This window comes from Pseudomonas sp. NPDC047961, from assembly GCF_050272435.1.
Lineage (GTDB): Bacteria > Pseudomonadota > Gammaproteobacteria > Pseudomonadales > Pseudomonadaceae > Stutzerimonas.
On sequence record NZ_JBNNMD010000001.1, the window covers coordinates 356,783 to 369,773 of the forward strand.

Below are 12,991 nucleotides of genomic sequence, written 5' to 3' on the forward strand. Positions count from 1 at the left end.
GGAAGTGGCCATGCCCCCTGGTTACGATTGCGATACTCGTTTCATCGCCGCTCATCACCAGCCGGCCGTGCTGATCGATCTGGCGCTGTCACGCGGGATCGACAACCACCAGCTACTGCGTGGTAGTGGGCTGTTCTATGAAGACGTCATTGGTGGCCTGGCGCGGATCAGTCCCCTGCAGTTCCTGACGCTGATCGGAAACGCGCAGCGCTTGCTTGAGGCTGACGACAGCAGCTTTCTGTTCGGCCAGCGCCTGTTACCCGGCCACTACGGCGAGGTCAGCCACGCGCTGACCCATGCCTGCACCTTGCAACAGGCGCTGGAACAGCTGCAGCAATTCCGCGCCCTGCTCAGTCCGCTACTGACGCCCCGGCTGTTCCTCGACGAGCGGAGGGCATACCTGTACTGGACCGACAACTGTGGTATCGGTAACCAGCAGCGGTTCCTCACCGAAGCCAGCCTGACCGCCGTGGTGGCGATGAGCAGACGGCTATCCGGCGAGCGCCTCCCTTGGCGCTTCCACCTCGCCTACCCGCAGCCGCGGCATGTCGAGCAGTACTGGGTGCACCTGAGCGAGCAGCTGACCTTCGCCAGTCAGATGACCATGATGAGCCTGCCGCTGGAATATCTGCACAAGCCTTGGCCAGGCGCCTCGGCGACCGCCGGGCAGGTCGCGCAGCAGGCGAGTTGCGCGCAGCTGGAGAGCCTTGGCTGGCCTGGCAGCTTTATCGATCAGCTGTACGACCATCTCTACGCGAACATCCGAGAGCCGCTGAATCTGGAGCGTGTAGCCCAGTCCTTCGAGATGAGTCCCGCCTCGCTCAAGCGCAAACTGCACAAGCATGGCACCGGCTTTCAGGAACAGCTGGATCAGGTACGCAAGCATGTAGCGCTGTACCTGTACCAAATGAAGGGCTACAGCAATGATGAAGTGGCGAGCTACCTGCGCTTCAACGACACCACCAATTTCCGCCGTTCGTTCAAACGCTGGACCGGGCTAGCGCCCAGTAGCCTGCGCCAGCTATTCCAGAGCTGACCCGGTCGGGCGTATCGCCGCGCCGTGCCTGTCGATGGGACTATTGGTCGGCTCGGAGTTGAGACGAGTAACCTTCGCTTGGGTTGGTTGTGCTTCCTTCGCGTTGCGCTGAAGACTCGAGAGGGTCAACGCTCGACGCAGCAACAGCGCGGCGATACCGGCAACGGCGAGAAATGTGATTAGCACCGGTATGGCTTGTTCGTTCATGCGTCTAGCTCACCCTTAGTAAAGCGTCGCGGCAGCGATAGCCTTTTGATACTACCGGCGATAATGGGCGAATACCATCGCTGCATTAAGCTGTCGCAGCCAGGCTTTGCCCGTCCACTCTCCGACGAACGGAGGGACAAATCGACTTCTAGCGAGTCGTAACTGGGTCGCTACGCCTAATAACTCGAGATGGCTGAGAGGGCTGACTTAGATGCATCGGGAATACACCAGGCAATACCATCAACTGCGTACCCACATCGAACGGATGCTCGACAGCGGCGCGGTGATTGCTGAACGAGCGCCACTGACGATCAGACGTGGGAATCAGGTTTATCAGGTGGCATGCGGGATGCTAATCAGCGAGCAGAGCCCACGCTGATCCGGCCAGGGCTCCGCCTGGCAATCCAGGCGCCAAAGCGAACCGTGATGGCTACACCAGCTTGTCGGCGGTCACCCGATGCAGGGCACCGCTACCCTGCTCGAAGGCGCTGATATTCGCCAGCGTAGTCTCGGCGATATTAGTCAGCGCTTCCGCAGTGAAAAATGCCTGATGCCCAGTTATCAACACGTTGGGAAAGGTCGTCAGGCGCATGAACAAATCGTCACTGATGACCTGCTGTGAAAGGTCCTGGAAGAAGAGGTTTTCTTCCTCCTCGTAAACATCCAGCCCCAGCCGACCGATCCTTCCGCTCTTGAGGCCCTCGATGACTGCGCGCGTATCGACTACACGGCCTCGGCCGGTGTTGACCAACATTACGCCCGGTTTCATCTGAGCAATCGCGTCGGCATCGATCAGGTGGTTGGTTTCCGGGGTCAGCGGGCAGTGCAGCGAAATGATGTCCGCTTCGCCCAACAGTTTTTCTAGCGGCACATAGCTGACAAATTCCTTCGCATCGGCGCTGGGAAAGGGATCGCTGGCCAGCACCCTACAACCGAAACCGTGCATGATGTCAGCGAAGATAAGGCCGATCTTGCCGGTCCCAATCACGCCCACCGTCTTACCGTACAGGTCGAAACCGAGCAGGCCATCGAGGGAGAAATTTCCTTCACGCACGCGGTTATAGGCGCGATGGGTCATCCTGTTGAGCCCGAGCACCAGTGCCACTGCATGCTCTGCCACCGCGTGGGGCGAATATGCCGGCACTCGCGCCACCGTCATGCCCAGCCGCTCCGCCTCGGCGAGGTCGACGTTATTGAAACCGGCCGACCGCAGGGCGATGAGCTCCGTACCGCTGGAATGCAAGCGCTGCAGCACCTCGCGGTCGAGCTTGTCGTTAACGAAGGCACAGATGCCAGCGAAACCCGCCGCTAGCGGCGCGGTTTCCGCGGTCAGCCGGGCGTCCAGATAGACCAGGTGGTGCTGGTGCGCCTGGTTGGCCTGGTCGAGAAATGTGCGATCGTAAGGTTTGGTACTGAAGACGGCGATGCGCATGAACAGGCCTCCGGAAAGACGGATTGAGGGGGCCACCCAGCCTGTCACTTGATCCATCGAATGACACTGCAAAGGCCATTGACCGACGGGCTCAACGAGGCAGGCGGATACCGTATGACCTCACGCCAGCCCGTCGAACCGGGCGTAAGGGTTGCTGCAGGGCAACCGGTAGCCAAGAAAGCTAACCTTGGGATTGGTCTTGTTCTGCTGCCGCAAAAAATCAGTCGAAACCATGAAATCCGTTAACAAGCGGCGCTCGAAGTTGTCGACCCGAAGATCAGTGTAGGCTGTTCCCACTCCGGTTTGCTGGCGGATCTTGTAGAGCCCCATCAATGCGGCCAGCTTCTCCGAGCCGTAGTGGTCAGCCATCGCATCGACGAATTTGCGCTGATCGTCAGGATCCATCTGGAAGTTTCCCACCAGCCGTTGCAGCAGCTGAGGAATGAAGACCTGGCGGTCCTCGTAGACCCAGGCGCCAGATCCGATTGCCACCAGACCCAGTGTGGCGGCGGACGAAATCAACAACGTACGACGTTTCATGGGCAATCCTTAGCTATAAAGCAGGTCGGCAGCACGGATGGACAAGGCGGCAGCCGTCAGGCTGGGATTCGCCGGCGAGCAGCTGGGGTAAGTCGCAGTACCGACGACAACAAGATTGCGCATCTTGTGATGCACCATATGCCCATCGACGACCGAACCGTCATCCACCTGCCCCATGCGCAACGTGCCCTGCACGTGCGACTCCGTCAGACGCCATTCCCTGAAGTTGATCGACTCAACCGGCAGCGGCGCGAGCAATTTTTCCAGGCTATCGAGGCCGTACTGAACCCCCTTCATGCCGTAGTCGGACTCGCCGCGGTAGTCGATGATCGCCTGCCCTGTCTGCGGGTCGATGACGACCCGGTTCTCGACGTTGGGCAGGTCTTCGCTCACCAGCATCAACGGCAGCGTCTGGTTCCAGCGTCCGATTTCTGGGCGTAGCCCATACGGCCAGCGATTTTCAAAGTAGACCAGGCACGCCGAGTGCTCCTTACGGAAGTCACCGTCGTATAGCGAGTAATTAAGGCCAGTGGTAATCGTGCTGCCATCGAAGTTGCCCAGCCCATCGAGATACACCTCGACGTTGGCCCCCACTTGCTCGTGCAGGCCCATACCGGTTTCGCCAAAGTCGATATCCGAACGCAGCAGGATCGCCGGGCTCTGAATGGCATTGGCGCCCAGCACGAACAGATCACCGAATACTTTGAACTCCTGCCCATCGGAGCGGATCGTGACGCCCTTAATGATGTTGCCTTGGTATTCGAGTGTGCGCACTTCGGTCTTCAGGCACACATCTACCTTGGGATGGCTGTACAGCTCGGCCAAGCCATTCTGCGCGGTGAACTTGGCGTTCATCGGGCAGAGATTGCAGGTGGCATTGGCACAGCAGACGCCTCGGGTGCCGGTCGCGACCCGAGCACGCCCGGTCGGCATGATGAAATGATGGTCGGGCATGGCCTCCTTCATCAACATGTCAATGGAGGAGCCTTTATGTGGAGGCTGGGGGAAGGGTTGGCTGCGAGGCAACACTCGGGTCATGTCTGGGTCGCCCGCGATCGACATGATCTGCTCGGCCTGGCAATAGTAGGGTTCGAGCTCGGCATAGCTCAGCGGCCAATCGTTGCCGACACCGTAGCGCGTCCGAATGGCGAAATCGCTGGGATGCAAACGAGGCGTCTGCGAATACCAGCAATTCATTCCACCGCCCAAGGCGATGGTGGTATTCCAGGGCTTTTCGCCGCGGTTGTCGTAGGTGGAGTCCGGCTTGATGGCAGAACTGCTCTGGGTCTGGATCTGCCAATCCCAGGGGTGGAAGTCACCCCACTCTAGGATCAATGCGCGCCCGGTGAGGTGTTTCAAGGCTTCGGTCAAAAAGAAGCTCGAACCAAAACCAGACCCGACTACAACCAACTCATAGTGCTCTTCGTTGATGTCCTTTGCGCTTACCCGGTTGATCTCCACGACCGATTCCCTTAGTGCTGCAGCCTCGCCGAAACCAAGCTGTCCAATCGTTTACACGTCAGCAATGTCCTGCTGCGCAGCGCATGTCACGGCTTAAACCCGGCGTATCGCTACGACACGCGCTGAGAAGCCAGTTCTACGTGACCTTTGAAACGAAGCGGAGTTCCAGCCTGCTTAAGCCCATGCGTGCGAAGGGCTAGTCATCCAGCCCTTCCGATAGCCATCGCCTTACCCGGCGACGGTCACGCCAGGAGGTCAGCTGGTGGGTGAACGGGCTCTCCGGCACCAGACGGCATTCCGGATCGGTGAGGTCGCCCAGCTTGAAGCGGCGCAACACACCCAGCGGGTGGCGCTCTGGCCCGTAAAACGCCACCGCGCGGATTTCCATGCAGTGGAACTGCCAGTCACCCACTGGCTGATGGCCTTGAAGCTCGATGCCATTGAGTTCAGCAACTCGCCGCAACATACCCTGAAAGGTCCCGACGTGAATGAAATCACCACTGCTTAACGGCCCCTGGTGGGTGGTCTGGTGGATGGCGAGGTCGGGGGACACGTCATCTTCCATGCTCTGGCGAATGTCGGTGATATCGACTTCCAAGGGCCCACGTGACGTCACCACCGAGACCACGAGCTGATTGATGAACATCGGCTCGGCACTCATGTTGGAGATGATGCAAAGCGAGCCGAGTCCTTTGCCTGCGCCTCGATTGATAAGCAGGCTCGGCTGACGCTGCCGTCTGAAGTTTCGCAAGAGCAAATGCGCATAGAACATCCATACCAAAAGCGTGCTCAAGGAGATCAGCAACGAAACGAGCTGCTGGTTCTTCATTAACCAATCGATCATGTAGCGTCTCGGTAAGTGATTCCCAGCTGAGACAGTCCAAATACGACTGGGTGCCCGACCCCTGTCGGTATGCGCCGCTCCACTCGCGGCCCGTCCGGCAGCAGACACGAACGAACGCCATCCGCAGCAGGTCCGAGACATGGAGCCCGCAAACAGTCGAGGGAAATCAAATGAAGAGCTTGAGCATCGCGTCAACAGTGTTACTAGCCTTGCTAGCAACCGCTGCATCGGCCAATCAGGAGGCGACCGAGCCTGAGCCAGCCGACACAAACAGCCAGGCCCAGCAGGACCTCAACAACGAGGCAAGCGCACATGGCTACCAGAACCCTACCGGCGAAGACCCGCAACCACGTTTAACCGAGGACACGATCGAAAACGCTCACGGAGACGACGAGCGCGTAGATGACGAAGAGGATTCGCAGAAACGCTGATCGGCTGACCATCGCGCTGGCGACGACCTGAGTTGCCGTCTGCGACCGTGGACGGCATCAGCCTTGTTACACCCGGCGTCTGGACTGGCCAGCGTGGCAGGACGCATCGGCGCATGAGCAAAGCGGCGGGATGCTACAGCTTGTATGTGGAGGCGCTGTCCAAATACACGACTACATTCTCCGTGCGCCGCAGCCGGGCGGCCACGGGCAGGTCAGTAAAGCAGACGGCTAGTCGACAGCACGCCTGAGCGTGAAAGCGCCCCGCAGCTCCCCAAGCTTGAAGCCTCGAGCCTCGTCCTCGGGGTAATACTGGTCAATCAGCGCCGCCAGCTCGGGTTTGATCGAACCACCATGACAGGCCAGACACGCCTCGCCAGTGGGAATGGCCTTCATCATTCGAAACTCACCGTCCACCATTTCGGCATGCGACATGTTTTGCAGCGGCTCCCCCTCCGCAGCGCGCTGCTGAAACTGCTCCAGCACGGCGCGCTCCCAGGGATCAGGCGCATTGTCCTGGTTACGCAGCTTCAGTGCCGTGCGACCCACCCGCCAAGGCGCCTCGCTATGCTCGGCAGTGATCTGCGGCGCCAATTGCTGGCAGGCCTGCACCGCCTGTTGCGGTCCGCCACTTTCCACAGCGGACTTCACCGTGGCCATCAGCTGCTGCTGAAACGGAGGAATGAGTGCCATCCCCTCACTGATCAACGGATCCAGTGGCTCCGCTTGGGCAGACAAGCTGAACGCCAAACAGCTCAAGGGCAACAGATAGCGCATAAAAACTCCTTGCCGGCCTAGCGGCCGAATGCGATGAATGGAATCGAAAATCAACAGGGCCGGCGATCATCGAACCGTCCTGCGACCAGGCAGCTACGGCGCTGCCGCGGATTACCTATGTGCTGCCGCACGGGGCGCGCACGCCAGCGCCGACTAACCGTCCAGCCCACTACGCCAAAGCGCTTCAGCGCCCTCCGCGCCCAGCTGCCCTTTGCTTTAGCGGGTGTTCGGCTTCAGCTCTCAGCCTGCCAACTCGCTGTGCAGACGCGTGCCACGCAGCAGGTTGTCTGCCAGCGGACACCGGCGCTCTACCTCAGCGAGGAATTCCTGTTTTTGCTCCAGCGTCATGTCAGCATCGATATCCACCCGAAGACGCACTTCCTCGAAGCCCGGCCGCACGCTGGTGTCACGCCCGAGCAACCCGGCCGGATCGTAGTCCGCCTCAACTTCGAAGCGCATGCCGCGCAGCTCCACCTTGCGCTGGTGGGCGAGGAAACGACCGATCGTTCCGAAGCATCCCGCAAGCGCCGCCAAGACCAACTCCAGCGGGCTCGGCCCGGTATCAGTACCGAACGCGGCGCGTGGCTGATCGATGAATACTCGGTGATTGCCGCAAGCCACTTCGATTGCGAAGCCGTTACCCATGCTGCCCTGAACACTGATGGTCTTCACGTGGTTATGTCCCTGAGAAAAGAGCTTTGAGCGCCTGGCGTGCGGTTGATGATGAACCGCGAACCCACCGAACGCGTGCCTGACAACGCTTTTCGTATCCCGCCGATAACGTGCACGAACTATATTATATGTATTTGTATTTTGTATTTTGTATAGAAACAAATAGTTCTGCCGCCAGAACTTCTCTGGCAAGTCAATCTGAACAGACTGGGACATCTCGGAAGTAAGAGCGCGTAGCCTCTGGTCCGACTCTAGCACCGGCCACGGAAAAGGATGAGGCGACGCAGGGTGAGGTGGCGGTCGCGGAGCGATGGCTCCACCAGACCAAACCAAATCGCAGAAACTAAAAAGCCCCGTAATCATGAAATTACGGGGCTTCTAGAAGAATGGCGGAGAGATAGTCCGCCTTCATTCCGTCCGCCTATTTTCGTACTAGCCCGCCAGCCCTATGTTTAATGGGCCTTTCAGCCTATTATCTGTCCGTAGTAGTTCATCCCATATTGCAGATTTCCACCAAAATATGGGGGAACAAGTGGGGGAACAAGATCACGGAGACGGAACAACATGGGCAAGCTGAACCCAAAGCAAGTCGAGAACCTGTCTGAGCCAGGAACCTATGAGGACGGCGACGGACTGCGCCTTGTTGTGAAGGCCACTGGGCGCAAATCTTGGGTTATGCGTTACCAGCTCAACGGAAAACGGCGAGAAATGGGCTTGGGCGGGTTCCCTGACATCGGTTTGAAGGCCGCCCGCCAGGCAGCTGCCGATCAGCGCAAACTATTGACCGCTGGCGCCGACCCAATGGCCACACGAGATGCCGAACGGGAAGCTCTGCGCGCCAGCCAGATGGTGGCCGCCGCAAAGGCCGTGACCTTCAAAAAAGTGGCCACTGACTACATCGCTGCGCACCGCGCCGGCTGGAAAAACGTTAAGCACGCCCAACAGTGGGAAAACACGCTCGCCACATATGCCGAGCCGGTCATCGGCCATCTTCCCGCAGCCGAAGTCTCCACCGCGCATGTGCTGGAAATTCTGCAACCGATCTGGATCACCAAAACGGAAACGGCCAGCCGCGTGCGAAACCGCATCGAGTTGATCCTTGACGCAGCCAAGGCACGGGGTCTACGCGACGGAGAAAACCCGGCACGCTGGCGCGGGCACCTAGACAAATTGCTGCCGAAGCGGGCTAAGGTACGCGCAGTCGAGCATCACACCGCCCTACCCTGGCCGGACCTACCGGCATTTATGGACGGGCTAGCCAAGCATGACGCTTTAAGTTATGCCGCCATACGGCTGACGATCCTGACTGCTTGCCGTACATCAGAGGTATTGGGCGCGACTTGGGATGAAGTTGACCTGGAATCGCATACCTGGACGATTCCTGCAGCCCGAATGAAGGCAGGCAAAGATCACCGCGTTCCGCTGTCCGATGCTGCCCTAAAGGTGCTTGGCAGCTTGCCTCGCATCGATGGGAGCCCCTATCTGTTCCCTGGCGCAAGGCAAGGCCGTCCCCTCTCTAACTTGGCAATGCTGATGGGACTGCGCCGGATGGGACGCGGCAATCTGACCATGCATGGATTTCGCAGCACCTTCCGCGACTGGGCAGCCGAGCGCACCCAGTACCCGCGCGAAGTTTGCGAAATGGCGCTTGCACACAAAATTGCAGAAGGAGCTGAAGCAGCCTACTGGCGCGGAGATATTTTTGAGAAGCGCCGGGCCCTGATGGCCGATTGGGCTAAGTATGCGACCCAAGCGCCCGTTTCCAAGGTTGTCGCGCTTCGGAGAGCTGCCCATGACTAAGCCTCCTGAACTCGACTCAACTCGGGAGCTACCAGAGTCCAAGTGGGCAGATGCCAGTTCTGACGAGCTTGAAGAGGGGCTCTTATGCGCTCTGGATGGTGAGTACTATGCAGAGCGATGCCTAATCGAGTACTTCCATGAGCGGATGGCCGCGGGCCAGCCATACGACCTGAGTGTACTTGACCGCTATCTAACAGTGGTCTTTGGGCAAGTTCTAAGACGTACAGCCGGCAAGGAAGACGGAAACTTGCTTCTACAACGCAGCCGAGGGCGCCCAACAGATCCTAGCGTAAGCGACCGGGATTTCTACCTGGCGGCGGCCGTCTTACTCCTCAAAAGAGAAGGGCTTGGCTGGGAGGCGGCCTGCAATGATGTGGCTGATCGTTATGGAGAGTCTGATCGAGTTGTCCCTCGCGCGTTTCGAAAATATCGCGATGACGTAGAGTTATTTCTCGACTCCGAGCTTCGTGCCATAGTTGACGAGCTCGAAGGCCAGCCACCATTAAATACTCCGATTTAGTGGTTTAGTCCTCGCGGCCTTCCCCCCATAGATTACGCATCGTCCGCCGCATATCGCGGCGCTCCAAGAGAAAACGACGATGACCGTAGCCGTACAAAACTCCCGCTCTATTTGGCGCCTGCCAACCGTTAAGGCCCGCACTGGCCTGGGCCGCACCACAATTTACGATCTAATGAAGGAAGGCCGATTTCCAAAGTCCCACCAAATTGCCGGAGCTCACGCGGTGGGCTGGAACTCCGTCGAAGTCGAATTGTGGATCGCTGAGCAATTAGGCGAGATCGTCTGACATGAAAAAGACGACCCACCTTGAAGAGCAAACCCAAATGCCGCAAAGCCGGCCCGGTATCGCCGTCCCGTCAAAGATCGCTCGAATTCTGGCGCACCTGCTGACAGGCGCTGACATCAACCGCTTCGAGGCCGAACACCTGGGCGACCACTGCCTGAACAGCACTATTGCCGTGCTGGCTGACCCTAAGCGACATGCCCTGATCTTCCTGCGCCGCCAGGAAAAGGTGCCGAACCGTTGGGGAATGCCCTGCCGCGTCACCCGCTACAGCCTGCCACCGTCCGAACATAGCCGTGCCCTGGCCGTCCTGGCGACGCTGAAGAACAGCGCCCGTCCCTATCGCGAGAACTAACTCATGTCGAAGATACCGACCCGCCGCAAGGCTGGGACGCTCCCGGCTTGCCTGCAAAAAACCGCGTACTGGCTCCCCTGCTACCCACGAGCCGTCGAGCTGCTCACCGTTGCTGGACTCTTCATCTTGGAGGTCGGCTCATGATTGAGGTTGCCTTCCGTGAAGCTCTTCAAGCGGCTTGGGGGCAGATAGATTGTCTCCCCGCAGCTGACGGGAAAATTCACCGCCTCCACGTTCCCGGGGACAGGCCCGGCACACAGAACGGCTGGTACGTTCTGCACTTGGATGGCATCCCCTCAGGCGCCTTCGGCAGCTGGAAAGCCGGCGACTACCATACTTGGAACAGTCGCAAGCCGACCGATCTAGCCGAAGCCGAGCTAATACGCAAACGCGTTGAGCAAGCCCGGCACCAGCGGGAGGCCAAGCAACATCAACGTCAACAGGCCGTCGCACTCGAGGCGCAGCGTTGTTGGCGCACCGCCGCGCCAGCTGGCAACGACCATCCTTACCTCCGCCGCAAGGGCTGTCAGGTTCATGGCTTACGCCAGCAAGGCGATGTGCTGCTCGTACCGCTATACCTGGATCGGGTGCTGGCTAACCTTCAGCGTATTCACCCGGACGGCTCCAAGCGATTCCTTGCCGGCGGCAGGATAAAAAACGCCCATTCACCCATCGGCACCCTCAAGCCGGGGCGGCCACTCTATCTCTGCGAAGGCTGGGCAACCGGAGCCACCATTCACGAGCACAACGGCGCCGCTGTGGCCTGCGCTATGAATGCGGGCAACTTGTTAGCTGTTGGCCAACAACTACGCCGCACCTACCCTGATAGCCCGCTGGTCGTGGCCGGCGACGACGATCGCCTGACCAAGGGCAACCCGGGACGCACTTCGGCCAACCATGCCGCCGCACTGCTCGGCTGCGGTGTGGTTATGCCGCCCTGGAGTGGAACCGAGCCCCTAAACCTTTCCGATTTCAACGACCTGAGACAATGGCAGAGGCAAACCAATGAATCTGATGCCTGAGCCAAGCTATCCCGAGCCCCTGCCGCTACTGCCTGACCTGGAGGAAGCTGCTCCCTATCCGCTGGAAGCCTTAGGCGACGCGCTGGGGGGCGCTGCCGCTGCCATCGTGGAAGCGGTACAAGTGCCCGCTGCGCTTGCAGCGCAGTCGGTCCTGGCGGCGGCCGCAATGGCCGCACAGCCGCATGGCAACGTTCAGCGGGACGGCCAGCCGATTCCATTGTCACTGTTTGCGCTTACCGTGGCGGAGTCAGGAGATCGTAAATCAGCCGCTGATCGCCTGGCGCTGCGCTCGCATCACGACTGGCAAAGCTTGCTGCTGGAGCGTCACTCCGCTGAGCAAAAGCAGTACCGGGACGGCCGAGACGCCTTTCAGTGCGCCCGCGCAGCGATTTTGGAAAAGGCTAAAGGCAACCCCACGGCTGCCGCCGCTGCGTTGGGCGAATTGCAAGAGCCCGTACCGCCGCCACTGCCGTTCATCCTGGCTGAAGAGCCCACCCTGGAAGGATTGCAAAAGTCGCTGCTACGCGGACGCTTATCACAAGGGCTATTCAGCGACGAGGGCGGACAGTTTTTTGGTGGGCACGCCAGCAAGCCGGAAAACATGCTCAAGAGCGTCGCGGGGCTGTCGAAGCTATGGGATGGCGCACCGATTACCCGTACCCGCGCCGCCGAAGGTGAAAGCGCGTCACGCAGCGGTTGCCGTCTAAGCGTCCATCTTATGATCCAACCCATCGTCGCGAAGGAAGTGCTGGGCAATCCGTTGTTGCAAGGGCAAGGCTTCCTCGCTCGCTTTCTGATCGCCTGGCCGCAGTCGTTGGCGGGCACCCGCTTTTATCAACAGGCGAACCCAAGCCGCGATTATCGCTTGCTGCGATATTGGGCACGCATGACACAACTTCTCTCCTTGGAGCCATCCACTAACGACCGGGGCGAACTCGAACCAGCTGCGCTGAAGATGGACGCAGAGGCGAAGGCCATTTGGGTCAAGGCCCACGACGCTATCGAGGCGAGACTGGGCCGTAATGGCGACTTGCAAGAGATAAAGCCAACCGCCGCGAAAGGCGGGGAAAATATTCTGCGCGTCGCCGGAGTGCTCGCCATCGTGGAGAAGTCGGACATCTTGGGCCGATCCATCATAGAACGTGCTGCCACGCTGGTGAGCTGGTATTTAGGCGAGGCACTGCGCCTGACCAACCCGGCGTGCGCTGATCCGCAACTATTCAAGGCACAACGAATGATCGACTGGCTGATCGATAACAATTGGCAAGCGTTTGAGGCAAGAACATTGCAGCGGCGAGGGCCGACCGTCGCTCGTGAGAGTGCCAAACACCGGGACGCACTACTTGCCATACTTGTTGAGCACAACCAATTGCTATCGGAGGGCGGTAATCGTTATCGGCTTAATCCGGCAGCGACAACTGCGACATTCGCGACAAACGAAGAGCACGCGGCTTCTGCCGTTGCGACACCCTTGCGACAGCCTGCGACACGGCCCTCTATTTAGGGATCTGTCGCAACGTGTCGCAGAGCTGTCGCAACGCCGCGCCTCAGCAATATAGGGCTGTCGCAGATGTCGCAGATGTCGCAGCTGGCCCGCCTATTCCCAGTAAGGAT

At 59.4% G+C, this 12,991-nt stretch carries 14 protein-coding genes and 1 pseudogene; 8 read left to right on the forward strand and 7 right to left on the reverse strand.

Annotated elements, in window-relative coordinates; translation table 11 throughout:
• The first annotated feature begins 10 nt into the window (after positions 1-10).
• Entirely contained in the window at positions 11-1,036 is a 1,026-nt protein-coding gene (locus ACQKIK_RS01630) for an AraC family transcriptional regulator (protein WP_499134542.1), read from the forward strand.
• On the opposite strand, the gene ACQKIK_RS01635 is transcribed toward ACQKIK_RS01630, so the two are convergent.
• From ACQKIK_RS01635 to ACQKIK_RS01655, 5 genes are all read right to left on the reverse strand, one after another.
• Positions 1,022-1,243: a hypothetical protein gene (locus tag ACQKIK_RS01635; protein ID WP_127838884.1), complete on the reverse strand. Its 222-nt coding sequence runs from the start codon at positions 1,241-1,243 to the stop codon at positions 1,022-1,024. The two genes, ACQKIK_RS01630 and ACQKIK_RS01635, sit on opposite strands and share 15 nt — an antisense overlap.
• Before the next feature lie 430 nt (positions 1,244-1,673).
• Positions 1,674-2,675, reverse strand: coding sequence for a 2-hydroxyacid dehydrogenase (locus ACQKIK_RS01640; protein ID WP_499134543.1), 1,002 nt, complete (start codon positions 2,673-2,675; stop codon positions 1,674-1,676).
• 120 nt (positions 2,676-2,795) lie between these two features.
• Entirely contained in the window at positions 2,796-3,215 is a 420-nt protein-coding gene (locus ACQKIK_RS01645; RefSeq protein ID WP_127838883.1) for a hypothetical protein, read from the reverse strand.
• A gap of 9 nt (positions 3,216-3,224) precedes the next feature.
• Positions 3,225-4,676, reverse strand: coding sequence for a GMC oxidoreductase (locus ACQKIK_RS01650; RefSeq protein ID WP_046161908.1), 1,452 nt, complete (start codon positions 4,674-4,676; stop codon positions 3,225-3,227).
• 196 nt (positions 4,677-4,872) lie between these two features.
• Positions 4,873-5,520 (reverse strand): hypothetical protein, encoded by a 648-nt coding sequence (locus tag ACQKIK_RS01655; RefSeq protein ID WP_045428673.1) that lies wholly within the window; start codon positions 5,518-5,520, stop codon positions 4,873-4,875.
• 170 nt (positions 5,521-5,690) lie between these two features.
• Here ACQKIK_RS01655 and ACQKIK_RS01660 point away from each other — a divergent pair, with 170 nt between their 5' ends.
• The gene (locus ACQKIK_RS01660; RefSeq protein WP_499134545.1) at positions 5,691-5,951 is read left to right on the forward strand and encodes a hypothetical protein; all 261 of its coding nucleotides are present in this window, start codon (positions 5,691-5,693) and stop codon (positions 5,949-5,951) included.
• Positions 5,952-6,179: 228 nt separating this feature from the next.
• Here ACQKIK_RS01660 and ACQKIK_RS01665 read toward each other — a convergent pair whose 3' ends face one another.
• Positions 6,180-6,725, reverse strand: a complete 546-nt coding sequence (locus tag ACQKIK_RS01665) for a Tll0287-like domain-containing protein (protein WP_499134546.1) — start codon at positions 6,723-6,725, stop codon at positions 6,180-6,182.
• A gap of 240 nt (positions 6,726-6,965) precedes the next feature.
• A complete protein-coding gene (locus ACQKIK_RS01670; RefSeq protein ID WP_499135169.1) occupies positions 6,966-7,370 on the reverse strand; it encodes an OsmC family protein in 405 nt (134 codons plus the stop codon).
• Positions 7,371-7,961: 591 nt separating this feature from the next.
• On the opposite strand from ACQKIK_RS01670, the pseudogene ACQKIK_RS01675 reads away from it, so the two are divergent.
• The 6 genes and pseudogenes from ACQKIK_RS01675 to ACQKIK_RS01700 all read left to right on the forward strand — a co-directional run.
• Positions 7,962-8,156: pseudogene (locus ACQKIK_RS01675) on the forward strand (Arm DNA-binding domain-containing protein); the annotation flags it as partial.
• 108 nt (positions 8,157-8,264) lie between these two features.
• The gene (locus tag ACQKIK_RS01680; RefSeq protein ID WP_499135171.1) at positions 8,265-9,197 is read left to right on the forward strand and encodes a tyrosine-type recombinase/integrase; all 933 of its coding nucleotides are present in this window, start codon (positions 8,265-8,267) and stop codon (positions 9,195-9,197) included.
• A gap of 599 nt (positions 9,198-9,796) precedes the next feature.
• Positions 9,797-10,003 carry a helix-turn-helix transcriptional regulator gene (locus ACQKIK_RS01685; RefSeq protein ID WP_045428683.1) on the forward strand — a complete coding sequence of 69 codons (207 nt, stop codon included), beginning with the start codon at positions 9,797-9,799 and terminating at the stop codon, positions 10,001-10,003.
• A 1-nt stretch (position 10,004) separates the two neighbouring features.
• Positions 10,005-10,355, forward strand: coding sequence for a hypothetical protein (locus ACQKIK_RS01690; protein WP_045428685.1), 351 nt, complete (start codon positions 10,005-10,007; stop codon positions 10,353-10,355).
• Between the two features lie 140 nt (positions 10,356-10,495).
• On the forward strand, positions 10,496-11,377 hold the full coding sequence (locus ACQKIK_RS01695) for a toprim domain-containing protein (RefSeq protein ID WP_045428687.1): 882 nt from the start codon (positions 10,496-10,498) through the stop codon (positions 11,375-11,377).
• Entirely contained in the window at positions 11,361-12,881 is a 1,521-nt protein-coding gene (locus ACQKIK_RS01700; protein WP_499134547.1) for a YfjI family protein, read from the forward strand. Before ACQKIK_RS01695 ends, ACQKIK_RS01700 begins: the two co-directional genes overlap by 17 nt.
• The last annotated feature ends 110 nt before the right edge of the window (positions 12,882-12,991 follow it).